General features: G+C 66.2%; 19 protein-coding genes. 10 read left to right on the top strand and 9 right to left on the bottom strand.

Annotated elements, in window-relative coordinates; translation table 11 throughout:
- Window positions 1-8 precede the first annotated feature (8 nt).
- The 5 genes from moeB to ACK2SD_RS17935 all read right to left on the bottom strand — a co-directional run bounded on the left by moeB (window position 9) and on the right by ACK2SD_RS17935 (window position 8,599).
- Window positions 9-1,181, bottom strand: a complete 1,173-nt coding sequence (moeB, locus tag ACK2SD_RS17955) for a molybdopterin-synthase adenylyltransferase MoeB (protein ID WP_029613679.1) — start codon at window positions 1,179-1,181, stop codon at window positions 9-11.
- Between the two features lie 183 nt (window positions 1,182-1,364).
- Entirely contained in the window at window positions 1,365-3,884 is a 2,520-nt protein-coding gene (locus tag ACK2SD_RS17950) for an aminotransferase class III-fold pyridoxal phosphate-dependent enzyme (RefSeq protein ID WP_412460485.1), read from the bottom strand.
- Window positions 3,884-6,253 (bottom strand): decarboxylase, encoded by a 2,370-nt coding sequence (locus tag ACK2SD_RS17945; protein ID WP_412460484.1) that lies wholly within the window; start codon window positions 6,251-6,253, stop codon window positions 3,884-3,886. Before ACK2SD_RS17945 ends, ACK2SD_RS17950 begins: the two co-directional genes overlap by 1 nt.
- Window positions 6,250-7,530, bottom strand: a complete 1,281-nt coding sequence (locus ACK2SD_RS17940) for an MFS transporter (protein WP_295484853.1) — start codon at window positions 7,528-7,530, stop codon at window positions 6,250-6,252. The genes ACK2SD_RS17945 and ACK2SD_RS17940 overlap by 4 nt, the downstream gene beginning before the upstream one ends.
- Window positions 7,531-7,534: 4 nt before the next feature.
- Complete coding sequence (locus tag ACK2SD_RS17935; protein WP_412460483.1) at window positions 7,535-8,599, bottom strand: methyltransferase domain-containing protein; 1,065 nt, start codon at window positions 8,597-8,599, stop codon at window positions 7,535-7,537.
- Window positions 8,600-8,781: 182 nt separating this feature from the next.
- On the opposite strand from ACK2SD_RS17935, the gene ACK2SD_RS17930 reads away from it, so the two are divergent.
- Window positions 8,782-9,744, top strand: a complete 963-nt coding sequence (locus tag ACK2SD_RS17930; protein WP_116887780.1) for a helix-turn-helix domain-containing protein — start codon at window positions 8,782-8,784, stop codon at window positions 9,742-9,744.
- 189 nt (window positions 9,745-9,933) lie between these two features.
- On the opposite strand, the gene ACK2SD_RS17925 is transcribed toward ACK2SD_RS17930, so the two are convergent.
- A complete protein-coding gene (locus tag ACK2SD_RS17925; protein WP_412460482.1) occupies window positions 9,934-11,922 on the bottom strand; it encodes a TonB-dependent receptor in 1,989 nt (662 codons plus the stop codon).
- A 195-nt stretch (window positions 11,923-12,117) separates the two neighbouring features.
- On the opposite strand from ACK2SD_RS17925, the gene ACK2SD_RS17920 reads away from it, so the two are divergent.
- Window positions 12,118-12,999 (top strand): carboxylate/amino acid/amine transporter, encoded by an 882-nt coding sequence (locus ACK2SD_RS17920; RefSeq protein WP_116887782.1) that lies wholly within the window; start codon window positions 12,118-12,120, stop codon window positions 12,997-12,999.
- Here ACK2SD_RS17920 and ACK2SD_RS17915 read toward each other — a convergent pair.
- The 3 genes from ACK2SD_RS17915 to ACK2SD_RS17905 are packed head-to-tail and all read right to left on the bottom strand — an operon-like array spanning window position 12,944 to window position 17,631.
- On the bottom strand, window positions 12,944-16,045 hold the full coding sequence (locus tag ACK2SD_RS17915; protein WP_412460481.1) for an efflux RND transporter permease subunit: 3,102 nt from the start codon (window positions 16,043-16,045) through the stop codon (window positions 12,944-12,946). The genes ACK2SD_RS17920 and ACK2SD_RS17915 overlap by 56 nt on opposite strands.
- Entirely contained in the window at window positions 16,032-17,138 is a 1,107-nt protein-coding gene (locus ACK2SD_RS17910) for an efflux RND transporter periplasmic adaptor subunit (protein ID WP_412460480.1), read from the bottom strand. Before ACK2SD_RS17910 ends, ACK2SD_RS17915 begins: the two co-directional genes overlap by 14 nt.
- A 7-nt stretch (window positions 17,139-17,145) precedes the next feature.
- Window positions 17,146-17,631: a DMT family transporter gene (locus tag ACK2SD_RS17905; protein WP_029612364.1), complete on the bottom strand. Its 486-nt coding sequence runs from the start codon at window positions 17,629-17,631 to the stop codon at window positions 17,146-17,148.
- Window positions 17,632-17,726: 95 nt separating this feature from the next.
- Between ACK2SD_RS17905 and ACK2SD_RS17900 the strand changes: the two genes are divergently transcribed.
- The 8 genes from ACK2SD_RS17900 to ACK2SD_RS17865 all read left to right on the top strand — a co-directional run bounded on the left by ACK2SD_RS17900 (window position 17,727) and on the right by ACK2SD_RS17865 (window position 25,835).
- On the top strand, window positions 17,727-18,635 hold the full coding sequence (locus ACK2SD_RS17900; RefSeq protein WP_029612363.1) for a LysR family transcriptional regulator: 909 nt from the start codon (window positions 17,727-17,729) through the stop codon (window positions 18,633-18,635).
- A gap of 332 nt (window positions 18,636-18,967) precedes the next feature.
- Window positions 18,968-19,708, top strand: a complete 741-nt coding sequence (locus ACK2SD_RS17895; protein WP_295484841.1) for a class I SAM-dependent DNA methyltransferase — start codon at window positions 18,968-18,970, stop codon at window positions 19,706-19,708.
- A 32-nt stretch (window positions 19,709-19,740) separates the two neighbouring features.
- On the top strand, window positions 19,741-20,745 hold the full coding sequence (locus ACK2SD_RS17890; RefSeq protein ID WP_116887785.1) for a formylglycine-generating enzyme family protein: 1,005 nt from the start codon (window positions 19,741-19,743) through the stop codon (window positions 20,743-20,745).
- Between the two features lie 45 nt (window positions 20,746-20,790).
- Window positions 20,791-21,402, top strand: coding sequence for a GTP cyclohydrolase II (locus tag ACK2SD_RS17885; RefSeq protein WP_029612361.1), 612 nt, complete (start codon window positions 20,791-20,793; stop codon window positions 21,400-21,402).
- Window positions 21,403-21,414: 12 nt separating this feature from the next.
- Window positions 21,415-23,100: a WD40 repeat domain-containing protein gene (locus ACK2SD_RS17880; protein WP_412460479.1), complete on the top strand. Its 1,686-nt coding sequence runs from the start codon at window positions 21,415-21,417 to the stop codon at window positions 23,098-23,100.
- 54 nt (window positions 23,101-23,154) lie between these two features.
- Window positions 23,155-24,261, top strand: a complete 1,107-nt coding sequence (gene ribD, locus ACK2SD_RS17875; RefSeq protein WP_412460478.1) for a bifunctional diaminohydroxyphosphoribosylaminopyrimidine deaminase/5-amino-6-(5-phosphoribosylamino)uracil reductase RibD — start codon at window positions 23,155-23,157, stop codon at window positions 24,259-24,261.
- 16 nt (window positions 24,262-24,277) lie between these two features.
- On the top strand, window positions 24,278-24,727 hold the full coding sequence (locus ACK2SD_RS17870; protein WP_304484684.1) for a VOC family protein: 450 nt from the start codon (window positions 24,278-24,280) through the stop codon (window positions 24,725-24,727).
- Window positions 24,728-24,869: 142 nt separating this feature from the next.
- Window positions 24,870-25,835 (top strand): tetratricopeptide repeat protein, encoded by a 966-nt coding sequence (locus ACK2SD_RS17865; protein WP_412460477.1) that lies wholly within the window; start codon window positions 24,870-24,872, stop codon window positions 25,833-25,835.
- The last annotated feature ends 540 nt before the right edge of the window (window positions 25,836-26,375 follow it).

The following is a 26,375-nucleotide window of genomic DNA, read 5'->3' as shown; positions in this document are numbered from 1 at the left end:
GGCTGTCCTCAATAGCTCGGCAGGGCCGGCTCGACGTCACGCACCCAGGCCAGCACGCCGCCCTCCAGGTCGCGCACCTTGCCGTGGCCCAGGCGTTGCAAGTCGCCGGCCACCGCGCGCGAGCGCATGCCTGACTTGCAGGTGATCACCAGGTCGGTGTCGTGGCCGTAGCGCTCGACGATCTGCGCCGCCACCTGCTCGGACTTGGGCATGAGCACGGCGCCGTCGATGCGCACGATGTCCCATTCGGTCGGCTCGCGGACATCGATGATCACCGGCGCGCGCCCGGCGTCCTGCAGCGACTTGAGCTGCACCGCGCTGATCGCCGGCACCCGCGGTGCGTCGCTGGCCGCCGGCCGGTTCAGGCCGCACAGCGCCTGGTAGTCGCCCAGGGCGGTGACCGCCTGGCGTTGCGGCAGGCGCCGCAGGGGCAGTTGGCGATAGCTCATCTGCAGCGCGTCGTAGACCATCAGGCGGCCCAGCAGCGGCTCGCCGATGCCGGTCAGCAGCTTGATCGCCTCGGTGGCCATGATCGAGGCGATGGCCGCGCAGAGCACGCCGAGCACGCCGCCTTCGGCGCACGAGGGCGCCAGTTCCGGCGGTGGCGGCTCGGGGTACAGGTCGCGGTAGTTGAGGCCGCGACCGTCGGGTGCGTTTTCCCAGAACACCGAGGCCTGGCCTTCGAAGCGGAAGATCGAGCCCCAGACGTAGGGCTTGTCGGCCAGGATGCAGGCGTCGTTGACCAGGTAGCGGGTGGCGAAGTTGTCGGTGCCGTCGAGGATCAGGTCGTAGCCGCTGAACAGCTCCACGGCCATGTCCGCTTCCAGGCGCTCGGTGTGGGTGCGCACCTTCACCAGTGGGTTGAGGCGGGCGATGGCCTGGCGTGCGCTTTCCACCTTGAGCTCGCCCAGGTTGTCGACGGTGTGGATCACCTGGCGTTGCAGGTTGGACACATCGACCCGGTCGAAGTCGATCACGCCCAACGTGCCAATGCCAGCAGCGGCGAGGTAGAGCAGGGTCGGCGAGCCCAGGCCGCCGGCACCGATGACCAGCACCTTGGCGTTCTTCAGACGACGCTGGCCGATGACGCCGATGTCGGGAATCAGCAGGTGGCGGCTGTAGCGGTTCACTTCTTCGCGGCTGAGCTCGGCAGCGGGCTCGACCAGAGGCGGTAGGGTCATATCGCTTTCTTCCATTCAGTAGATACGAACTGGAACCATTTTCAATTGCGGTGACCGTCGATTCAATCCGTTGGTGGGGCCGATTCGTATGGCAAAGCGCGGGAAAACTATGGGGTTCGGTGGGCGGTGCTGCTGGGTCGTGTTGGGGGCTGCTGCGCAGCCCCGAATGCCTCACCCAAGGTCTTACGACTGGAACGTCGCCAAGTCCTCGCACACGGCGGCGAACGCGGCGAGGAAGTGGTCGGCCTCCTCGCGGCTGAGCACCAGTGGGGGCTGGATGCGCATCACCCGGTTGTTGTTGGCGGTGACGAAGGTGAGCACGCCATGCTCCTGGGACAGCTTGGTCATGAAGCGCAGCACGAACATGTCCTCCAGGCTCTGCTCCACCGCCTCGGCGGCCGCTTCGAGATGCGCGCGGGCAGCGCCGGAGAGCATGCGGTAGGTGGCCATGGCCTGGCCGGGGATGCGCCCGGCCAGTTCCTTGACCAACGCCTGCACGCCGCCCTGCAGATCCTGCTGGAACTCGATGGCCAGCATCAGCCCGCGGCCACGCACCGCCACCAGGAACGGATAGCGCTCCACCAGGTGCTGCAAGCCGGCCTGCAGGTGCGCGCCGATCTCGGCGGCATTGGCGGTCAGGTCGTCCTGCTCCAGCACGTCCAGCGCGGCCAGGGCGGCGGCGGCGGCGAAGTTTCCGCCGCCGAAGGTCGAGGTATGCAGGGCGAAGCGGTCGATGTCGCCGTAGGCCCGCTGCCACACCGCCTCGCGCGACAGCGTGGCGCCAATCGGCACCAGCCCGCCGGACAGCGACTTGGACAGCACCAGGATGTCCGGCGCGGTGTCGTCCCACTGGCAGGCGAACAGCTTGCCGGTACGGCCCAGGCCGGTCTGGATCTCGTCGAGGATCCACAGGCAGTCGAATTCGTCGCACAGCGCGCGGACCCCGGCCAGGTAGCCCGGCGGGGGCAGGATCACACCGCCTTCGCCCTGGATTGGCTCGACGATGAAGGCGGCCACATCGCCGCGTTCCAGGCGTGTGCGCAGCGCCTGGAGGTCGCCGAATGGCAGGCTTTCACAGCGTGGCAGCAGCGGCTCGAACGGCGTACGGTGCTTGGCCCGGCCGGTCACCGACAGCGCGCCGAGGGTCTTGCCGTGGTAGCCGTTGTCGCAGTACAGCACGCAGCGTTTGTCGCTGGCCGCCAGCGCCAGCTTGAGCGCGGCCTCTACCGCTTCGGTGCCGGAGTTGCTGAAGAACACCCGGTTCAGCTCGCCCGGCGCCAGGGCCGCGAGGCGCTTGGCCAACAGGCTGGCGTGCAGCGGCGCCGACAGGTACTGGATGAAGGTGGGGAACTGCGCCTGCAGGTAGCCTTGCAGGGCCTGGCTGATGACCGGGTGGTTGTGCCCGGTGTTGAGGCAGCCGTAGCCAGCGACGAAATCCAGGAAACGTCGCCCGTCCAGGTCGGTGAGCCAGCAGCCCTCGCCATGGCTGAACACCCGCTCGATATGGTTGAACTGGTAGAACTCGCGCAGCACCGGGTTGATGTGATCGGCGAAGCTGTTCAGCACTTCGCGGCGCAGGGCCAGCGGTTCCTCGTGCGCATCGCGGGCTTGCAAGGTGCGACGCGGGTGGTGGTGGCGGTGCAGGCGGTCGAACGCCTCGCTGCCGAGCACCTCGCCTTCGCAGGTCATCGGCGAGGGGCTGAAACCATGGCGCTCGGCGATGCGGCCGATCTCCAGCACCTTGTCCACCGGCAGCTCGCGGCCCAGGGAGAACGGCTCGGCGCGGCCTTCCAGGGCCAGGATCATGGTTTCGGCCAGGCAGCCATTGAGGCTGCGCTTGGGCTCCAGGCCCAGGCTGCGCAGGCCCAGGTGCACGGCGGGGCTGGCCGAGACCAGGCCGGCGTCCACCAGCAGGATGTCGCGGCGCTGGTGGTCCACGGCCATCACGTCCTTGGGCAACGCGGCGTCCAGCACCACCGAGCCCGGCAGCAAGCGACGCGGGTCGATCAGGCCGCCGCTGGAGGTGGCGGCGACGTAGAAGCGCACCTGGGCGTAACAGTCTTCGAGGTTGTCGTGCAGGCTGACCAGAGCGTGGTACTGGCTGGGCAGATATTCGAGATTCGCCTGGGCTTGCTGGGCATTGCCCCGGTGCACCAGGCGCAAGCGGCAGCCCTGTTCGACCAGCAAGCGCGCCACGGCCAGGGCGATGGAGCCGGGATAGCCGAGCACGGCCACTTCAGCGTCCTGGGCGGCGATGCCCAGCAACCTGAGGCTGTCCATCAGGTTGGCATAGGCGGCGAAGGCGGTCAGCGAGTTGCCGGTGGTCACGGCCACGTCAGCCTGCTCCAGGGTGGCCACGCCACGGTTGCCGACGATCGCGGTGAAGCCGCCCAGGCCCACCAGCTCGGCGCCTTCGGCCTTGAGCGCGGCCACGCCCTGGAGCACGCGCTCGGCGATGGCCCGTGGCTGGCGCAGCATCTGCTCGGCGGTCAGCGGCATGAACTGCAGCATCCCCGAGCACTCGGCGCCACAGGCGCTGACGATGCGGCCGAAGTCGATGAACGGCACCAGGTTGCGGCGCTGCCAGCGTTCGCGCTGGTAGCCCCAGGCCTGTTCTTCCAAGGTGCGGTCGAGCAGGTCGACCAGCTTGACCTGATGCAGCAGGCCGGTGGAGGTGGGGTGGGCAATGAATCCGAATTTCATCAGCAGTTTTCCATGTTCAGGCGGCTCCAGGCCGTTTCCGAGACCAGGCTCAAGCCATCGCCCTCGGAGTTGTGGCCGAGCCAGACGTCGAAGAAGTTCAGGCGTCCCGGCGCGCTCAGCGCCTGGCGCAGGGTGTCGGGGCAGAAGTGCAGCAGGCGTGCGCGGCAGATGCTGATCGGGCCGAAGGCGCGCTCCTGCCACAGCGGCCCGTCGGCCAGGGGCACGTTGACCTGGCTGGCGCCGTGGCAGGCGTAGCGCTTGTCCAGGTAGGTCTGGATCATCGACAGCACACCGTTGGCCAGGTACATCACCGTGACGTTGCGCTGGGCGCCATCGGCGGCGCTGGCCAAGCTCATGGCCAGGCGCTGCTCGATGTCCGGCACCAGCGCGCGGGCGCCGTCGCCGATGAAGGCCAGCACATGCCGGCCGTCGTTGCGGGCGATGTACGGCAGCGACACCAGCGCATCGCCCATCAGTGCCCGGCCGTACCAGCCGGAAAAACCGGCGTCGGTGCGCGGCAGGTTGCGCAGCGCTGAGAGGCTGCAGCGGCCAACGTCGAAGACGCCGGTATAACGGTAGCCGTCGCGCTCGATCATCTCGCCGAGCAGTTGGCCGAGGCGGTGAAAGAAGAAGTTGGGCGTCATCGGCAGGGTTTCGATCTGATCGCTGGGCAGCACTTCGCGGGTGCGTTGCAGGCGCTGCAAGCGTTCGCGGCGCGCCTTGAGCAGCGTCGGCGGGACGGCCAGGCGCGGTTCGAGGTAGTCGAGCACGGTGTCCAGGCCGAGGGTGACCGGCAACTCGCAGAACGGCGCGATGTGCTCGGCTTGGCGGTTGATCTGCACGATGTGGAACAGGCGTTGCAGACGGCCTTCGGAGTAGGGCGTGGCCGACTGGTCGATCTTGCTTTTGACGAACACCAGCCAGGGCTTGTCCGGCGTGTCCTCGGGCTGCTCGAGAAAGGCATGCACACGGCGGCTGAAGCCGTACATCGACAGCGGACCGAGGTAGTTGGCCACCGGTTCCTGGTCCTGATAGGCGCACACGCTGCCGGGGGCGACGAGGCTGTCGGCCAGGGCGATGCCGCTGCGCCGGGCCAGCTCGACCACGCGCTGGCGCTCGCGGGCGTCGAGCCGGCCACATTGCCAGAGCACGCGCGAAGGGGCGTGGTTGAGCACCTCCAGCAGTTGTTCGAGGCTGGCCTGCTGCTGCGCGCTCAGGCCATGGGCGGCGGGTTCGGTGGGCGCGGGTGGCGCGGGCTGATCCACCGCCGCGCGCGACTCCAGCACCGCTTGGGTGGCGAACAGGAAGGTCGGTGCCGGGCGCTGCGCCAGGGCCTCGAAGGCCTGTTCGACACAGGCCGGGGCTTCGTCGGGACGGCGTATGAAGCGCTGCCACAGGCCACGGGCGGCGATCACCTGGTGGCCGTCGTTGTCCGCGTCCAGGCTGCCCTGGAAGGCGAACCACACCGATTCGGGCGAGTCGGCGCAGATCACCAGGCCCGGCGCACCGGCGCGCTTGAGATTGGCCAGGGTGCCGCGCATCTCGTCGAGCATCCCCGAGGTCATCACGATCACATAGGCGCGCTGGTACAACTGCCAGCCGGCCAGGGCGCTGACCGCCAGGGCGTGCTCGTTGCAGGCGCTGTGGAAACCGCAGGCGGTGGGCCGCAGCAGCTCGCCGAGCGAGTCGAGAAAGCCGGCGACCATGGAGCCGGTGAAAAAATGGCAGTCCCAGGCCTGGCCCCAGCGTTGGGTCATGCGCTGCTGGATGTCGCGGGCCAGCGCCACCGGCTCGCTGGTCTGCAGTGTGGTACGGGCCAGCAGGCGGTTGCAGTAGGCGTGTTCCAGGTGGTCGACGAACAGGCGCAGCAGGTCGGCGCGGCGCAGGGCCGGGTCGGGGTGGGGCACGCGCAGCAGGCGGTTGCCACCCAGCCGTTCGAGCCAATGCTGCAGGTGCTGCGGGTCGCACAACAGCACGGCGCTGCTGGGCGAGCGCCGGGCCTGGGGTTGAGCGTCGAGCAGCGCGTGCAGCGGGTCGTGTGCGGGTTGCTGGGGCAGATGGCGGGTGTCGAGCAGCACGTGGTCGCATGGGCAGGCCGAGGGCAGCGCGGCGTGGGCCTGGGCGAGGTCGTCGAAGGCCAGCAGTTCCAGCGCCAGGGCGCCTTCGCCGGCTTGCTGGCGCAGGTACGCCTCGGCCTGGCCCGCCACCTGGCGGTACAGGCTGTCCAGGTGCGCGTCCGGCCAATGCTGGCTGGCCAACGGGGTCTCATGGCCCAACCAGTGGTTGAGCCGGTCGAGCACGGCGCTGACATCGGCCCGCAGCGCGGGGTCGCGGCTGATCAGGCAGATGCCGTAGCGGTGTGGCTTCATGGTTTGCCCTCCAGAGCGATGGCGGTGACACCGGGGGCGGCGTCATCGGGGGTGTGCAGCAAGGCGTCGGTGCGGCGGGCGATGCTGTGGCGCACCCGCCAGGCCAGCAGCAGGGCCAGCAGCAATCCGCCGCACAGGCTGGCGAGCAGGCCGCCGTAGCCCAGGCGGTCGAGCAGCAGGCCGGCGAGCACCGGCGCTGCCAGGCGGGTGATGACGAACAGGCTCGATTGCAGGCCGTAGTCGCTGGCGCTGCGCTGCTGGCGGCTGAAGAACAGGGTCAGGCCGAACATCAAGGCCGACACGGCGCCCATGCCCACGGCCAGCAGCAGTGCGCCGGCGATCAGCCACGCCGTACCCAGCCGCAGCCATACCGCCAGGCCCAGCACCAGCAGGGCGAGCAGGGCGCTCGACAGGTACAGGACGATGGCCCGCGCGGTGCCCAGCACGCCGATCAGCCGACCGCCGAGTAGGCTGGCCAGCGCACCGAGGGCGCCACCGGCGATGCCGACCACCCAGGCCACCTGCTCCAGGGCCAGGCCTTGGTCGAGCAGCAGTGGCTTGAGGTACAGCCAGGCCGCGCCGATGAACGGAAATGCGCTGAGCAGCAGCCAGGTCCACTGGCGCGCGGCCGGTTGGCTGAAGAAACTCGCCCAGTCGGCCATCACCCCGGGCGCCGCCGAGGGCTGCGCGGGCGCGCTGGGCAAGCGTCGTCCGACCCATAGCAGCACCAGCACGCCGAGCCCCAGCGCCGTGCCCATGATCGCGAACGGCGCCTGCCAGCCCAGGCGCGCCTGCACCAGCAGCATCGCGCCGCCGCCGACGATGGCACCGACGAACAGCGCGGCGGCGCGAATGCTGCCGGCGCGCACCTGCTCGCGGCGCGGCAGCCAGTGCACGGCCAGGGCATTGAGCGGGATGTCCATCCAGGTGGCGATGAGGCTGATGGCGAACGTCATGGCGAACAGTGCCAGGCGCTGGTCGATGAGGTTGTCGCGGGCGATCAGCGCGTACAGCCCGATCAGCGCCACGCTCAGCACCAGCAGCCAGCGTTGCAGGGGGGCACGGCCCAGGCGCACGCGCTGTACCGGCACCGCCAGCAGGAACTTGAACACCGCCGGCAGCCCGGCCAGTTGGAACAGCCCGATCTCGGTGCCGCTCCAGCCGTATTGGCGCATCACCAGTGGCAGGCCGAACATCAGGTAGATGCTCGGCACCGCCAGGGCCAGGTTGAGCCAGCCGAACAGCAGTTGCAGCGCAGTGAGGCGGGCGCGGGTCATGGCATCACTCCTTGGCCTTGCGGGCGATCACGGCGGTGACCGGCGTGACCGGGTAGCGGACCCCGTCGATCTGCTCCACGCCGCACCAGCCGTTGTCCTGAAGCTGGCGCGCCAATTCGCCTTCGGCCAGCACGTGGCGGCCCTGCAGGCGCATGTGCAGGTAGTACGGCAGCACCTGCGCGGCGGCCGCGCGGGCCTGGGGCACTTCGGCCTGGCAGCACACCAGCAGCCCGCCGGGGGCCAGGGCGGCGTGCAGGCGCTGCAAGGTGGCCGGCAGGTCGCGGACGAAGTGCAGCACCGAGGAACACCAGATCAGGTCGTAGCCGCGGCCGATGTCGTCGCTGTCGAGGTCGCCGCCCTGCGCATGCAGGCGAGCGCTGAGGCCCGCTGCGTCGATGTTGTGCGCGGCCACCGCGGCCGTTTGCGGGTACTCGAACACGGTGCCGCTGAGCGCCGGCAACTGCCGGGCCAGGGCGATGGCCACCAGGCCGGGACCGCCGCCGAGGTCGAGCAAGCGGCGCAGGCGCGGGTATTCCGGCAGGCTGGCCAGCAACGCGCAGGCGCTGTCGCAGGTGACCGCGCGCTGCTCCTGGGCGATCTGCAGGCGGGCGGCATTGGCCCAGGCCTGGTCGAGCTGGACGCTGGTCGGCGTGCGCCGGGGCAGGCCATTGCGCAGGTAGTCGTCGAGTTGCGCGCCGGTCTCGCGCAGCACGCGATGGCGGAACATCAGCGCATCGCCGCAGTAGCTGGCGCCGTCGCTGCGCAGGTGACGGTCGGCCAGCGGGCGGTTGCGGTAGTGCGCTGGGTGCTGGGTATCGCGCTCAAGCAGGCCCTGGCTCCACAGCAGTTCGAGGAAGTAGCCGGTGCTGTCGGCGTGCCAGTCCAGGTGCTGCGCCAACTGGGTGGCGGGCTTGAACTGTTGCAGGTGGTCGAACAGGCCGTGTTCCAGGGCCAGGTGCAGGGCGTCGGCGCCCAGGCCACCCAGTTGCAGGTCCCAGCTGGGCTGCAGCGGATGAGCGGTGGTGAGGTCCAGGGGCGCCGGGTGAGGGCGGGGGGCGTGTCGGGTCACGTTAACGTCCTGTCGTGGGCTGACCCGCGCCTTTGGGCAGGTCACGGGTCTGAAACGAAACGGGGCATGGCCGAATCGGCGAAAAGGGTGATATATATTAAATGAGAATCATTCACGTAAAGTATGCGAGCCGGAGCCGTTTCTATGCGGCGCGATGGCCGCCGACCCTCAGGGATGTCTTGATGAACACGACCAATGCCGTTTCCCGCCTGGGCCTGGATCAACCCCGCCACCGTTCGGTGAGCAGCGACGGGCGTCTGCGCCTGCAACTGGACGAGACCTACGGGCAGTGCCACACCGACCTGCTGCAACTGGAGCAGGGGCTGTCCCTGGGCCGACTGCACTACCACCCCACGCGCACGCTGGTAGAAGAGACCTGTGGTCCGCACGACGGCCATGTGATGGTGGTCACCGTGGGCTTGCAGGGAAAATCCGGCTTCATCGGCCAGGACGGCAGCACCCTGGCCTTCGAGGCCGGGCACACCACCATCACCGCCTTTCGGGCCACGCCGGGCGAGCGGCGCTACCAGGCCAACGAGACCGCTTCGCAACTGCGCGTGGTGATCGACCATGCCACGTTGTGCAAGTACGTCGGCGAGGCGCGGGCGACCGAGGTGCTGGGCAGCGGTCGCCTGCATCGCCTGGACTTTCGCCGCAGCTCCCAGGCCGCCCAGGCCCATGCCGCTGCGCTGGTGCGCTACCTGCAACCGGGCGGGCTGGACCCGGCCCATCGCCTGGACCTGCACATCCACACCCTCAGCCTGCTGGCCGAGCAGTTCAACCTGCTGGCGCCGCAGCAGAGCAGCACGTCGGCGCTGAGCACGTGTGACATCCAGCGCATCGAGCGCGCACGCAACCTGCTGTGCGAGCAACTGGACAAGCCGCTGACCGTGGATTACCTGGCCACGGCGGTTGGCATGAACGAGCACAAGCTCAAGGAGGGCTTCCGCTACCTGTTCGATACCACCCCGGCGCGTATGCTGCTGGAACTGCGCATGCGCAAGGCCATGACCCTGCTGGAAGCCGGGCAGCAAGTGGCGCAGGCGGCGTGGCAGGTGGGGTACAAGTACCCGAACAATTTCACCGTGGCGTTCACCCGCTATTTCGGGCGCTCGCCAAAGTCGATTTTCGGCAAGAAGCGCTGAGGGATCGGCGGGCAGCGGCCTGAGCTATTTAGCTTCGCCGCCGCCCTGGCCGGGAGCGCTGTGCGGTCCAATCGAGACACAACGCTGCTCCCACCGAGATTTGAGCTGCGCCCCAAATGTTGGACACCCGTCCACTTTTGGGGCGCAGCTCAGGCTTTTGTGGGCGCGGTGCGGGGGGAGTCCGGGGCTCTACAACTCGAAGCTGAGCCTCACGCCCACTTCGCGCGGCGGGCTGTAGACGGTCACCGCGCCGTTGAGCAGGCCCTGCGCGTCATAGCGCTTGTCCATCAGGTTGTCGACATAGGCGCTGACCGTGTACTGGCCAAACCGATACCCACCGCTCACGTCCACCAGCCCGTAACCGGGCCGCTGGTAGCGATTGGCTGCATCCAGATAGATCTTGCCCACGGCGCTCAGGCCACCTTGCACGTACCAGCCGCCATCGGCGTCGTAGCGCAGGCCCAAGTGGACGGTGAGGTCCGGGGCGAAGGGGTTGCGGTGGTCCTTGTAGTCGTTGAGCCCCTCGCTGAAACGCTCGAAGCGCGTGCGGTTCAGGCCCAGCGCGGCGGTCAGCGTCCAGCGCTCGCCAAGCAGGTATTCCAGGTCCAGGTCCAGCCCGGTGGAGGTGGCCGACGCCGCGTTGGTGATGTACACCAGCCCCTGTTGCACCAACTGCTGCACCTGCATGTCGCGCACCTGCATGTGGTACAGCGCTGCCGAGTAGCGCAGGCGCTGATCGACGCTCAGGCCTTTGACGCCGATTTCGTAGCTGTTCACCCGCTCCGGGTCGTAGGCGGGGTTGCCGGCGTTGCTGGCGAAGGCGTTGAAGCCGCCGGCGCGCATGCCCTGGGTGTAGCTCAGGTACACCTGGGCGTCGTCGCTCAGGGCGTATTGCAGCGCGACCTTGGGCGTGAAGTGTTGCCAGCTGTCCGACTGGTTGCGGTTGCTGGCCGGATCGATCCAGGCGCGGGCGTATTCGTAGCGCCCACCCAAGGTCAGCGTCCACGCCTCGGACAGCGGCTGCAGCCACTGCCCGAAGACGGCGGCGGTGTTGCCGCCCAGGTCGGCCTGGGTGCGGGTCAGCGCCATCGGCAGTTTCTGCTCGTAGTCCAGGCTGTGATCCTCGCGGTCGGCATACAGCCCCAGCAGCCAGCGGCTGTGCCCTTGCTCGCCGCTCAGGCGCAGTTCCTGGCTGAGGGTCTCGAAGTGGTAGTCGCGGGCCAGGTGCATGAGGTCGCGGGGCTGGAAGTCGGTGTCCTGGCGCAGGCGGTCGTCGAACACGCTGCGCGCGGTGATCGAACGCAGCTCGACCGTGTCGGACAGGGCGCGGCGCAGGTCCAGCGACCAGGTGTCGCCGCTGGAGTGGTTGCGTCCGGCCAGCCCGGCATTCACCGCCCGGTCGCGACCCTGGCGGCTGCCCCACTGCGAGGCCTCGTCACGGTATTTCAGGGCGCTGTAGCGCAGGGTCGCGTCGGTGAATTCATCCGGCGTCCAGCGTAGGGTCAGACGCCCGCTCTGGCGCTCGCGGTCGTCGGCCTTGCCGCCGGCGAAATCGTCGTCCAGGTAGCCGTCCTGGCGCGTCCACTGGCCGGCCACGCCGCCGTACAGCGTGCCCTCGATCAGCGCCGTGCTCAGGTCGGCGCTGACGGTGCGCTTGTCGCGGCTGCCCAGGGTGGTGTCCAGCCGCGCGTAGTCGGCGGCGTCCGGCTGGCGGGTGAACACGCTGAGCACCCCGGCTTCGGCGTTGCGTCCGTACAGCGCCGACTGCGGTCCGCGCAGGATCTCCACGCGCTCGACGCCGACCAGGTCGTTGTCGAAGCCTTGCCCGCGCAACACCGGTACGCCGTCCACCAGCATCAGCAGCGAGTTGGAAAAGGCCGTGGCGTTCGAGGTGAGGCCGCGCACCACCGGCAACTGCGTGCCGGACTGGCCGAACGGCTGGAAGGTGAAGCCGGGCGTGCGCCGCACCAGTTGTTCGAGCGACTGCACCGGCGTGCTCTGCAGCGTCGTGGCGTCGATCACCGAGAGGCTGGCCGGCAGGCGCTCGCGCGACTGCTCCAGTTTGTCGCTGACCACCACGGTGTCTTCCAGCATCACCCGTTCGAGCGCGCTTGCCGGCATCGCTCCGCCTGCGGCCACCAGCCCGCCGAACACGCCCCCCAGCCATCCCCTCGTCATCTCTGCTCCCCGTGCCTGCAAGACGCACCCCGAACGGGCGCGCGACGGACGGCATTGTAGCTTGCTATCGAGAATCATTTGCATCGGGGCGCCTATGCGCAAGCGCTAGATTCCTATGCGCTGCGGCCCTGCGCGACGGTTGCCCGTACCGACACTAACGGCTAAGGTCGCCGCCTTGATTCACGAGAGGCAACCATGGGCTACCTGATTATCGTCGCGCTGATCCAGGCGTTTTCCTTCAGCCTGATCGGCGAGTACCTGGCCGGGCATGTCGACAGCTACTTCGCCGTGCTGGCGCGCGTGCTGCTGGCCGGTCTTGTGTTCCTGCCACTGACCCGCTGGCGCCAGGTCGAGCCGCGTTTTCTGCGTTCGATGCTGCTGATCGGCGCACTGCAATACGGCATCACCTACGTCTGCCTGTACCTGAGTTTCCGCGTGCTGAGCGTGCCGGAGGTGCTGCTGTTCACCATCCTCACGCCGCTGCACGTGACCTTGATCGAAGACGCTTTGAACCGTCGCTTCAATGCCTGGGCACTGCTCGCGGCGCTGGTGGCCGTGGCCGGTGCGGCGGTGATCCGCTTCGACCGCATCAGCGGCGAGTTCTTCGGCGGCTTCCTGCTGCTGCAACTGGCCAACTTCACCTACGCCGCTGGCCAGGTGCTGTACCGTCACCTGATCGCCCGGCACCCGAGCGATCTGCCGCACTACCGGCGCTTCGGCTATTTCTACCTGGGTGCGCTGATGGTGGTGCTGCCGGCGTTCCTGGCGTTCGGCAATACCCAGCGCCTGCCGAGCACCGACGTGCAATGGCTGGTGCTGCTGTTCCTCGGCCTGTGCCCCACGGCGCTGGGGCTGTACTGGTGGAACAAGGGCGCCTGCCTGGTCTCCGGCGGCACCCTGGCGGTGATGAACAATCTGCACGTACCGGTGGGGCTGCTGCTGAACCTGCTGATCTGGAACCAGCACGAACCGCTGGGGCGCTTGTTCATCGGCGGCGCGGTGATCCTGGCGTCGGTGTGGCTCAGTCGCCTGGGCGAGCGCCGTGCCCCGTCGCTGGCGGGCAAGGGCAAGGGCTAGGCGCGGCGAGCGCGGGCTGAGCCTTCACCCGGCGCGCTGGCAGCAAGGCATAGAGCGCCGGCAGCACGAACAGGGTGAACAGCGTGCCGATGAGCATGCCCCAGACCATCACCATGCCCAGCGAATGCCGGCTGTTGGCACCGGCACCGCTGGCCAGCAGCAGCGGCAGCGAACCGAAGACCATGGCGGCGGTGGTCATGATGATCGGCCGCAGGCGGATCTGCGCCGCGGTTTCGATGGCGCTGATGCGGTCCAGACGCTCGCGTACCTGCAGTTCGTTGGCGAATTCGATCATCAGGATGCCGTGTTTGCTGATCAGTCCGATCAAGGTCACCAGCCCGATCTGCGTGTAGATGTTGACCGTGGCGAAGCCCATCGCCAGCGGGATCAGCGCGCCGAGCAAGGACAGCGGCACCGTGACCAGGATGATCAGCGGGTCGAGCATGCTCTCGAACTGCGCGGCCAGCAGCAGGTAGATCACGATGATCGCCATGACGAAGGCCAGCGCCAGCGAACTGCCTTCCTGCACGTACTGGCGGCTTTCACCGGACCAGTCGATGCTGTAGCCGTCCGGCAGGCTCGCCGCTTCGCGTTGCAGGAAGGCGATGCAGTCGCCCAGGCTCACGCCGGCCGCCGGGACGGCTTGCAGGGTGATGGCATTCTGCTGGTTGAACTGCTTGAGGGTGTTCGGTTTGGTGGTGGTCTCGGCGCGCACCACGGCCGACAGCGGCACCAGCTCGCCACTGCGGCTGCGCACGTACTGTTGGCCCAGCGCCTCGATCGTCGAGCGGGCGCCCTGGGTGCTCTGGGCAATCACGTCGTAGGAGCGGCCCTGCAACGCGAAGCGGGTGGTGTAGCCCTCGGCCAGGAAGGTTTCCAGTGAATCGCCGATGGCCTGCATGGAGATGCCCAGGGCATTGGCCCGGTCGCGGTCGACATGCAGATCGACGTTGGGGCTGTCGAACTCGATGTCGCTGTCCAGGGTGGCGAACAGCCCACTGTCCCGGGCCTTGCGCTTGAGGCTGTCCATGGCGCTGTACACATCCTCGAAATCGGCGCTGGCGCGCAGGATCATCTGCACCGGCAGGCCGCCGGTGGAGCCGGGCAGGGGGGGCAGTTGAAAGGCGAAGAGGCTGGTGCCCTGGATGTCGCCGACACGCGCTTGCAGATCGCCCTGGATCGTGGCCGCCGTGCGTGAACGCTCATCCCACCGGCTCAGGTTGACACCGGCGAAGCCGTTGGCCGGACCGTCGGTGCCGTTGATGATCCAGCGGCTGATCACCTCGGGGATGTCCTTGAATGCGTCGTCCAGTTCGGCGGCGTAGCGCTCGCTGTACGCCAGGTTGGCGTACTGCGGCGCCTTGATCACCGTGAGGATCGAGGCCTGGTCTTCGGACGGCGCCAGTTCGTGCTGCGCGTGCAGGTACAGCAGCGGCAACGCCAGCAGAATCAGCACACTGCCCAGCACCACGGCCCAACGCAGGCGCTGCACCTGGACCAGCACCCGCGCGTAGTACTGCTGCGCTTTGCTGAACAGGGCGTCGGAAAAGGCGGCGGTGCGGCTGGGCGAATGGGCTTTCATCAGCGTCGCGGCCAGCACCGGTGACAGGGTCAACGCCACCACGCCGGAGATGATCACCGCGCCCGCCAGGCTCAGCGCGAACTCTTTGAACAGCGCACCGGTGAGCCCACCGATGAAGGCGATGGGCGAATACACCGCCGCCAGGGTCAGGGTCATGGTGATCACCGGCACGGCGATTTCCCGGGCGCCGAGCAGCGCCGCCTGCCAGGGCGAGGCTCCATCGTCGATGTGCCGGTGCACGTTCTCCACCACCACGATGGCGTCGTCCACCACCAGGCCGATGGCCAGGACCATGGCCAGCAATGTCAGCAGGTTGAGGCTGAAGCCGAAGGCGAACATCAGCGCCGCCGCGCCCAGCAGCGACAGCGGAATGGTGACCAGCGGGATGATCACCGTGCGCAGCGAGCCCAGGCACAGGAAGATCACCACCGCGACGATCAGCGAGGCTTCCACCAGGGTGCGGGTGACCTCGTCGATCGAGGCCTTGATGAACAACGCGGTCTCGAAGGCGATGTCCGCCTCGACGCCGGGCGGCAGGGTCTTCTTGATCGCCGGCAGCAGGTTGTTGATCTGCTCGACGATGGTCAGCGGGTTGCCGGCGGGCGCGGCGAACAGGCCCAGGTGCACGGCCGGTTTGCCGTCCATCAGCGCGCTGGTTTCGCGGCTGGCGGCGGCCAACTCGACGGTGCCGATGTCCTTGACCTTGATCAGTTCGTTGCCGGCGCTGCGCAGGGTCATGTCCTGGAATTGCGCGATGCTCTTGAGGTCGGTGTCGACCTGGATGTTGGTGACTGTCAGGTCATCCTTGAGGTTGCCGGGGGCGGTCTGCACGTTTTCCGCGCGCAGGGCCTGGGCCACCTCTGCGGCGGTGATGTTGCGCGCGGCCAGGCGCGACGGATCCAGCCACAGGCGCATCGCCAACTGCTGGCCGCCGAAGGTCTGGATCTTGGCCACGCCGTCGATGCCGGACAGGCTGGGAATCACTTCCCGGGACAGGTAGTCGGTCAACTGCGCCAGCGACAGTGTTGTGGTGGAGAAGCCTACGTAGGCGACCGCCGTGGAGTCGCCAGCCGACTGTTCGATGACCGGGTCATAGGCTTTCTCCGGCAGCTTGTACTTGACCTGGCTGACCTTGGCGATCACGTCGGACAGCGCTTTGGTGGTGTCCGCGCCGAGCTTGAGCCGCACCTGCACCGTGCTCAGGCCCTGCTTGGTGGAGGAGCTGATGTAGTCGGCGCCCTCGATGGTGGCGCTGGCCTGGGCGATCGGCTGGGTGACGAAACCTTGCATCAGCTCGGCGGAGGCGCCGGGGTATTCGGTGGTCACCGTCACCGTGGCGCTGTCGAGCAGCGGGTACTGACGCACCGGCAGGTTGTTGAGGGCCAGCAGGCCGGCGAGGACCAGGAAGGCATTGACCACCAGGGCGAGGATCGGCCGGCGCAGAAACAGATCAGTGAAGTGCATGGGCCGCTCCTTGCCGGGCTGCTTGAACCGGGGCAGGGCTGGGCACAGGTTGGACCTCCTGCCCGTCGCTCAGGCGGTTCTGCCCGACCTCCACCACTTCGTCCCCGGGCTCGAGGCCTTCGGCGATCACCCGCCAACCCTCGCTGCGGGCACCGGTCTTCACGGCGACCCGATGCACTTGGGCGCGCTGCTCGTGGCGGGTAATGCGGTACACCACGTCGCCGTAGGCGCTGCTGACGATGGCGGTGGTCGGCACCACCAGGGCGGGCGCGGCAGAGGCGCGCACCACGCGCACATCCGCCGACATGCCGGGCCTGAGCGCGGGGGGCGCCTCGGTCAGGATCGCCTGCACGCGGGTCATGCGTGTGCTGTCGAGCAACGGATCGAGGGTGGTGATGCGCGCGGAGTAGGTCTGATCGGGCAGGGCGCTGAAACTCAGCAGCACCGCCTGGCCCTGATGGACCTGGGCGCTGGCGTGTTCATCGAGGGAGAAATTCACCCGCAGTTCGCTGAGGTCGATCAGGCTGGCGAGGGTGTCTCCCGGGTTCACGTACTGGCCCACATGCACTTTGCGAATGCCGAGCTGGCCGGCGAAGGGCGCGGTGATGGTCTTCTGCGCGATCACCGCCTCGACTTTGGCCAGCATGGCCTTGGCCGCGTCCAGGTCGGCCTGGGCGTTGTCCAGGTCTTCCTTGGCCACTGCACCTGCCGGGATCAGTTGGCGGATGCGTTGCAGACGCTTTTGCGCCCTGGCCGCCAGTGCCCGCTGATGATCGGCTTCGGCCCGCTCCGGCGCGCTGTTGAGGGTCACCAGCCGCTGGCCTTTCTGAACCCTCTGGCCGGAATCGAAACTCAGCGCCTCGACTTTGCCGCCCACTTCCGCGCTGACCAGCACTTGTTCGCCCGCTTCCAGGCTGCCGATGCTGTCGAAATAACTGGGTAGCGACTGGGTCTTTGCCTGGACGGTTTGCACTTTGGTGGGCGCCGGCGCTTCGCCGCTGGCCTGCTGCGCCGTCGTGGTGTTTGGCATGGCGTACACCGCGATAACGATGACCAGCACTAGGCTGACGAATAGAGCAAGTTTCTTGCGCATGGGCAGATCATTCCTTGATCACACTTTCGCTGGACAATTGAATCAACAACACCCCGATGAAAATCATTGCCACACCCAGTATTCGGTACAGCGTGACCTGTTTGGTCGGCATCCCCATCAAACCGAAATGGTCGATGATGAGCGAGGTGAGCAATTGGCCGCCAATGACGCAGGCCATGAAACTGGTCGTGCCCATGCGCGGGGATAACAACAATGCGGCGGTGATGTAGATCACCCCGGCAATCCCCCCCACCCAGGCCCACAACGGCAGGCTGGTGGCGGCACCGAGTTGAGGTGCGGGTGCACGCAGCGCCAGCAGTACCGGCGCAATGGCTATCAAACTGATGATCAGCGACACCACCGTGGCCCATAAGGGATGACCGACGGCGCGTCCCAACGCCGCATTGGCTGCGGCCTGGAACGGCACGACTGCGCCTGCGGCTATGGCTGCGCCGACAAGCATCGCGGTAGACATCGAAAGAGGAGTGGTCATTGGCTATCGCTTCATCAGTGGTTGTTTTGGACTTGATTTTGAAATATGAATAGAGGGAATGGAAATTCGTATAACCAACGGATGGTATTCAACGGATGAATAATCTTCGAAGTATCGACCTCAATCTTCTGGTGACCTTGCAGGCACTGTTGGTCGAAAAGCACATCACCCGCGCTGCCTCCCGTTTGCATAAAAGCCAACCTGCCGTGAGCCATGCCTTGGCGCACTTGCGCCGACTGTTCGATGACCCGTTGCTGATCCGCCGCGGCGGTCACCTGGAGTTGACGGCCAGGGCGACCGAACTGCTGCATCCGCTGAACGACGCGCTGGGACAGATCGGCACGCTGTTCGAGCCGCCGCAATTCGACCCCACCAAAGCCAAGCGCGTGTTCCGCCTGGCCATGTCCGATTACGGCTCGCGTGTACTGTTGCCGGGGCTGACCCGGGCGTTCAGGGCCATGGCGCCGGGCGTGGAATTGCTGGTCAGTCAGGCCAGTCGGGAGTCGATGCTGGCCGATGTGCGAGAGAGCGAAGTGGATCTGGCGCTGGGGGTATTCCCTGGCAAACAGTCGGACGAATTGCGCCAGCACACCTTGTTTTCCGAAAGCTTCGTCTGCGTGGCGGACTCCTCCAGCATCCCCGAGAAGGGCATCGCCGACCTCGACGGTTGGCTGAAACGGCCCCATGTGCTGGTGGCCATGCGCGCCGGCAACGACAACGAGGTCGACCGCGCCCTGAGCAAGTTGGGCGTGCAACGCCAGATCAGCGTGGCGTTGCCGCACTGGAGCGTGGCCAGCGACCTGATCGCCGGCACCGACCTGATTCTGACCGTGGCGCGGCGAAGCCTGGACAGTGTCGAGCGCGACGGTCGGCTGCGCCTGTTCGAACCCCCGTTCGACATTCCCCAGTTCGACTTCAAGATGATCTGGCACCCGCGCCGCGAATCCGACACGGCGCATACGTGGTTGCGCCAGATGATCATGCGTGTGGCGAATGAGCAATGAACTCAGCGTGAATCAATTCAGCGTCAGCGGTTTTTATCTTTACAACTAACCCAATCCGACAGGCTCGCTCTAAATTCAGCTTTTTGCCCACGTCAATGCGCCTGGCGCCTTCGTTCGAAGTGCGCCTTTTTTTATTCATAATCCTAAAGGTATAGGAACTTTCCAAGTGCGTTATTCGTCGCGCGAATAGTCTGGATGCGAACAAAGAATTGGCATTCGTGCCGCCTGCGGATAACCCTATTCGCGGCACTTATGGTTTTTATTGTCTTGCACAGGTGCTGGAACTAACAGGGTGCATAGAACACTGTTTTCCAACCACTAAGGAGAGTGAAATGACATTGGAAAGCGCCGAATACAATGTGATTGGCGGGCTGTTCGAGAGCTTTACCGATACTGCCGCCCAGCGCGAGGTGGAAGTTCGCACGATTCTTCATATGGTCGGGGACGTGCACGGCAAGTCGATCCTCGACGTGGCCTGCGGCTTCGGCTATTTCGGCCGTCAACTGCGCCAGCGCGGGGCGCGCAAGGTGGTCGGGGTGGACATCTCGCAAAAGATGATCGACCTCGCCAGGGAAGAGTCCGCGCGCACTGGTGACGACCTCGAATTCCATGTTCGCGATGCCTCGAAGATGGAAAAGCTCGGTAACTTCGACATGGTGGTGGCGGCGTGGCTGTTCAACTACGCCTCGTCCCTCGACGACTTGGAGAAGATGTTCAAGTGCGTCGCCGCCAATCTTTCGACCGGTGGCACTTTAGTGGCTTATACCGTGGAGCCCGACTTCGAACTGGGCCTTGGCAACTTCACGTCCTACGGCGTGAATGTCCGCACCGAAGAACCCTGGGGACCCGGTTATCGCCACCAGGCCGAGTTCGTTACCCAGCCGCCGAGTCCATTCACCTTTTATCGCTGGGGACGTGCCGACTATGAACGCGCGGCGAAGAACGCCGGGTTCAGTTCCTTGCGGTGGCAGAAGCCGCTGTTGCTCAAGGCGGACGAGCAAAAGTACACGCCCGGCTTCTGGGACGTGTTCAAAGACAACTGTTTGCAGACCGGGCTGGTGTGCACGCTGTAACGCGCGCCTATAACAAAAAACGGAGTAGCTCCATGGGACTCATGAGTTTTCATTCTCCCGAGACGTTGCGTCGAGCCAACCCACAGTTGTCGGATCGCGAATTGCTTGGCCTGCCAGCGTCCTTCACCCCCAACCGCACGCTGAACCTTTCGGCGGACAGTTTCGGCGCACTGGTTGCCGGTGGGGTGGCGCACTGGGTCGATTCGCTGGAAAGCCAGGACTGCGCGCTCGCCTATCGCTACACGGCCGGACAGATCCTCGCCAGTGTGGGCGATCCGCGCCTCAATCCGCTGGCCCCGAACATGGTGCTGGTGCCTGAAGCCACGGCGCAGATCGGCCTGGCCTGCGAACGGTTGCCGGCGGTGATGCAGTCGTTGGCCGACCTGAACCTGGACCCGGACTGGATCGCCAAGGAAACCCCTCGGCACGCGGTCGACTTGCCCGCCTACAAGATCGGTCGTTACCCGGTCACCAACCTGGAATACAAAGCGTTTCTGCTCGATTCCCAAGCGCCGCGTATCCCGACCGACTGGTTCCTCGGGCGCTACCCGCTCGAACGCGCCAACCATCCGGTGTCCGGCATCAGCGTCGAAGACGCGCAGTGCTACATCGAGTGGCTGTCGGCCAAGACCGGGCGCGCGTTCCATCTGCCCAGCGAAGCGCAATGGGAGTACGCCGCAGCAGGGCCGCAGGGCCTTCAGTACCCCTGGGGCGAAGACTTCCTGCCCGATCACGCCAACACCGCTGAACTCGGCGTGTTCACCACCACCCCGGTGGGTCTGTTCGCCAATGGCGCTTCGCCATTTGGCTGCCTGGACATGGCAGGCAACGTCGAAGAGTTCGTCGCCGATGACTACCACGCCTATCCCGGCGGTGCGGCCATCGAAGACGACCTGGTGACGGCCGTCGGCACCCATCGAGTCGCCCGCGGCGGCAGCTACTCGCGGTTTCGCGATCTGGCCCGCACCACCCGGCGCCATGGAAAGTTTCCAAGGGATATCTACGTCATGGGTTTTCGTCTCGCTGAAAGCGTGTAGTGACAAGGGCCCGTCATGCAGTGTGATCAGAAGAGGGTTGCTCGTATGCCAATCTATAAAGTTAAAAATACCGTGGACATCCCCATCCTCCAGGGGGGCAAGGTCGGTAATTTCGTGTCCTTCGAAGGGTTTTCGCCCAGCGAAGAACACATCGCCATCGTGGTCGGTGACGTCACCCAGCAGGCGCCGCTGGTGCGGATTCACTCCGAGTGCCTGACCGGCGATATTTTCGGTTCGCACCGCTGCGACTGCGGCGCGCAATTGAACGAAGCGCTCGAGCGCATGGCCGACGAAGGCGGCGTGCTGCTGTACCTGCGCCAGGAAGGACGCGGCATCGGCTTGTACGCCAAGCTCGATGCGTACCGCCTGCAGGACACCGGACTGGACACCTTCGAGGCCAATCGCCGCCTCGACCTGCCCGAGGATGGCCGCGACTTCGCCATCGCCGCCGGCATGCTGCGCGGCCTGGGCATCACCCGTTGCCGGCTGATGACCAACAACCCCGACAAGGTCTCCACCCTCAGAAAGCACGGCATCCAGGTGGACGAAGTGATTTCCACCGGCGTGTTCCTGACCGAGCACAACCGCCATTACCTGGCCGCGAAAATCGCCAAGAAGAACCACGACATCAATTTGGGTCTGGATCGTTCAGCTTAAGGAAAAGTTGCGATGAAACATTTTGCCCCCATCAGCGGCATCGCCAGTTTTGCCGAGCAATACGTTGCCACTGCCGGTTACGACAATCAGGTCATCCTCTGGGATGCGCAGCGTAAACAAGCCTTGCACCGGGTGTTTCACGATCACCTGGCCAATCAATGTGCCTTCAACGCCAGCGGTACGCGCCTGGTCACCGCCAGCAGCGACTACACCGCGCGCGTCTGGGAAGTGCCGTCGATGCGCCTGAAGGCGGCGCTCGTCGGTCACCGCGACGACGTCGAGATGGCCGCCTTCAACCCGGCCGGCGACCGCATCGCCACGTGCTCGCGGGATCACACCATTCGCCTGTTCGAGGCTGAAACCGGTGCCTGCCTGCGCACCCTCGAAGGCCACAGCGCCGACGTGATTTCCATCAGTTGGAGTGCCGACGGCCAGCAACTGGTATCCAGCAGCGACGACGGCACCATTCGCCGCTGGAACGTGCAGACCGGCGAGCAAGTGGAGCGCATCGACCTGGGCGGCGTGGAAACCGACACCGTCGCCTTGGCCAGCGACGGCACCATCTTCGCCGGCGACGACGAAGGCCGCCTGACTGTCATCGACGCCAGCGGCACCACCCGCCTGCAGGCCCATGCCGCCGGGGTGAAACGTGTGGTGTGGGACCAGCGCAAGGGTTGGCTGATCAGCCTGAGCTACGACCGCTCGGTGGTACTGTGGCGCTACGAGGCTGGCACCCTGACGCGCCTGGCGCACAGTTCCCTGCCGAGCATCATCTGGCCGCGCAGTTGCGCGTTCCTGGGCGATGAGCGCATCGCCTTCGTCACCTTCGGCTCCACCTATGCGGTCTGGGACCATACGGCCGACACCTGGGACCTGGAGGGCATCGACCACGCCATCAGCCTCAACGCGGTCTCCATTCACAACGGCCACACCTATGCCATCGGCGATGCCGGCAAGCTGCTGATCGATGGTCAGCCCAGCACCTTGATCGGCAGCCTGTGCAATTTCCTGCTGCCCTTCGGCGAGGAAATGCTCACCGGCGGGCAAATGGGGCAGGTCTACGACGCAGTGACTGGCCGGTTGATCCACCAGCATCGCTCACCGCTCAATTGCGCCACGGCGTTCACCCGGCACGGCGTGGCCCACGCGGCGGTGGGAACCTACACCGGCGAGGCGCTGATCTTCAAACGCGATGCCCAGGGGCAGGCCGAGTTCGTCTGCGAAGTGTCGATGCATGACAACGCCATCAAAGGCATTTCCGCCGACGAGGAATACCTGTTCAGCGTATGCGCCACGGCCGCTGCCGCCTTCCACCGGGTAGACGACTTCTCCCTGGCCCGGCATGTGGAACAGGCGCACGAGCGCATTTCCAACGGCTGCGCCACGGTGCAAGGCGGCTTCGCCAGCATCGGTCGCGACCTCAAGCTGCGTATCTGGTCCGGTGAAGCCTCGCAGGTGTACGAGACACCGCATGTGCACTCGGTCAAGTGCATCGCCGCTTCGGCCGACCAGCAGGTGATCGCCACCGGCAGCTATGGCGGCACCGTGGCGCTGTTCGACCTTCAGCAGCGACGCTGGACGCACCGGGTCAAGCCCACCACCAGCGGCATTTCCTGCATCACCTACTCCCCGCAGGACGGCCTGTTCCTGGCCAGTTCCTACGATGGGCAGTTGTACCCCATCTCCGTCAGCGCTTGATGCGCACCCGCGCCGGCCTGCACGGCGGCGCGGGTTTTTCCGTCTGGGGGCTTCATGACCGAACACGCGGATCACCGTTACATGCAGCAGGCGCTGGACCTGGCGCGGCGCGGCAGCTTCACCTCCCGTCCCAACCCCATGGTCGGCTGCGTCATCGTCAAGGACGACGGGGTGGTGGGCGAGGGCTGGCATGTGCACGCCGGCCAGGCGCATGCCGAAGTCCATGCCCTGCGCCATGCCGGCGCCAAGGCACAGGGCGCGACGGCCTACGTGACCCTGGAACCCTGCGCCCACCATGGCCGCACCCCGCCGTGCTACCAGGCGCTCATCGGCGCCGGCGTGGCGCGGGTGGTGGTGGCGTGCGAAGACCCGTTCCACAAGGTCGCGGGCCGAGGCATCGCCGGCCTGCGCGAGGCGGGCATCGACGTGCACGTCGGTGTGCTGCGCAGCCAAGCGCAGGCCCTGAACAAAGGCTTCATCAGCAGTGCACGGCGCGGCAGGCCATGGGTGACGCTCAAGCTGGGCATGAGCCTGGATGGCCGAACCGCCCTGGCCGATGGCCAATCGCAATGGATCACCGGCGCGGCCGCCCGCGCCGATGTGCATCGGCTGCGGCGCGAGCACTGCGCGATCCTGACCGGCATCGGCACGGTGCTGGCGGACGACCCCGCCCTCACGGTACGGCTCGATGACCCGCAAGCCTTCGTGCCGCCGTGGCGCGTGGTGCTGGACAGTGCCCTGCGCACGCCGCATACGGCCCAGCTGGTCGATGGCGCCGTGCCCACGTTTATTCTTCATGGTGTGACCGGTGGCCAGGCGCCCCGGGGCGCTGAAGGTATCCAGGTCGCCAGCCAAGGTGGCCGGCTGGACCTGCTCGATTGCCTCACCGCCCTGAACGACCGCGGCGTGCACAGCGTGCTGGTGGAGGCGGGCGCCACGCTGGCCGGTGCGTTGATCCAGGAAGGCCTGGTGGACGACCTGGTGCTGTACGTGGCGCCGAAGCTGCTCGGCAGTGGGGCGCGGCCATTGCTGGTGGGCGATTTCGCCAGCTCGCTAACGGCACCGGCAGGGTTGCGCCTGGTGACGGCCGAGGCGGTGGGGGAGGATGTGAAAATCAACTGGCGTTCGCTGCGCTCCGAGTCGGAGTGCTTCGCGCCGTAGCGATCAGGAGGCAGTCATGTCGGTATCCATCAGCCATCTACGCATCGCCCGCCCGGTGTCCGATCTGCAGCGCGCGGTCGCGATGTACCGCGACGGGCTGGGGCTCGAAGTGCTGGGCGGTTTCGAGGATCACGCCGGGTTCGATGGCGTGATGCTGGGCGATCCCGCGCGGCATTGGCACCTGGAGTTCACCCATTGTCGGCGGCAGAAGGTCGAGCCCCGGCACACGGTGGAAGATCTGCTGGTGATCTACGTCGACGGGCTGGAGGCGTTCGAAGCGTTTTGCCTGCGATTGACCGGGAGTGGGTTCGAGCGCGTGGCGCCGTTCAATCCGTATTGGCGGGAGAATGGGGCGACCTTTGCCGATGGGGATGGGTATCGGGTGGTGGTGTCGCGGGTGGCGTGGCTGGCGCTCTTTTCATCCACCCGCGATGCTGCTGCGTCCGCTGCGCAGCCACACCGCTGATGCTCAGGGCACGCGCCAGTGCGTCATGCCGCTGCTACCTGGGTGCGGCTAGTAAGGCTCGAACCTGCCCAGCAGAGCCATTGCCTTGTTGGCTTCCATACACGCCTTTAGAATGGTCGGCCCTCGCAAGGCAGGAAATACCATGTGGTTCATGAGTAAAAAAACGCTCAGTGACGAGCAAGCGACTGCGCTCCATGAGCAGGCCTGGGCGGCGTTTCGCGAGCAGGATCTGGACACCGCGCAGGAGTGCTTCCAGATCCTTGCCAAGGCGTGTCCCGCCGACGCACGCTGGATGAATGGCGTTGGCGCGGTGAGCCTGGCACGTGACGATCGCGCCGATGCCCATCGACACTTCCAGATGGCCGCCGATCGTGATTATCCCGGCAGCCACTACAACCTCGGCATCATGGCCTACCAGGACGGTGATCACGACGTCGCCCGCCGACACTTCCAGAGGGCTGCCGAGCACAATTATCCGGGCAGCCACTACAACCTCGGCAGCATGGCCTTCCAGGAAGGTGATCACGACACCGCTCGCCAATACTTCCAGCAAGCCGCCGAGTACGATTGTCCCCGCAGCCACTTCTACCTTGGCAGCATGGCCCACCAGGATGGCGATCACGATGCCGCCGTCGAGCACCTCAACAACGCCGTGCGCCACGATCATCCTGAGGCGCTGAACCTGCTTGGCGACGTCCATCTGCATGCCGAGCGCTATCCGCAGGCTGAGCAGGCCTACCGGCGCGCGGCCGAGTTGGGCAATGTCGATGGCTACAACAATCTTGGCCTTCTTTACTTGCAGCTCGAAGACTATCAGCAGGCCAAGCAGGCGTTATTGCAGGCCCTACAATCCGACCACGTCTACGCCCAGCACAACCTGGCTGTGGCCTATCACCGCCTGGGCGAGCTCGAGGAGGCCGAGCGCTGGTACCTGATCTCCTTCTCTCTGCACGGCAACCTGCAGTCGCTGGAGAATCTTGGGCATGTTTATGGCGACAGTGGGCGTGAGGTCGAGGGCCAGGCGCTGATCGCGGCCTCCGACAAGCTCTACGAGGATCAGCCTCTCAACGATTACGAGCAGGCGTTGATCGACCGGTTGCTGGCCTGAGTCTCAACAACTATTGAGACGCGCTGGGGTGCTGTAGCCATATAGGGTGACCTGAGCCTGCCGCCCGATCAGCAGATCAGCAAGATTGCCGTGCTGACACACCGATCTGTCGACACATCCGGCGAAGTACGCGATGCGCCACCGTATCCCGTACATCAGCATCGCCACTCAGTTCACCGAGCTGGCGTCGAAGTTGGCCGTGCATGTGGGCGGCTGCGCCCGCGCCGCCGGCCTGATATAGGCCACGAACATCGCAGGCGTGCTGGTGCGCTGTCGCTGATGCAGCGCTTCTCGCGCATCGAGCGCATCGCCATCGGCGCGGTGATGGACGACCAGGACCTGGGCGGGCCGAAAAGCCAGAGCGACGTAGACGACTTTGCGACCTTCTGGTCGATCGCTACTAGCCTTAACTTTTTATTTGTCCCCGAATGCTGCAGACGGCGTGATGCATTTGGTGGTTCTGATGGTAGATGTTCGAAGTATCTGCGGGGATTTGGCTGCGGGAGATTGCAGTCTGGGCGAAGAGGGCGTCACGTGCGG

The sequence above is a fragment of the Pseudomonas sp. SC11 genome (assembly GCF_047039205.1).
Lineage (GTDB): Bacteria > Pseudomonadota > Gammaproteobacteria > Pseudomonadales > Pseudomonadaceae > Aquipseudomonas > Aquipseudomonas boreofloridensis.
Note: the sequence above shows the minus strand (reverse complement) of the source record. Positions and strands in the feature narration are given on the sequence as shown.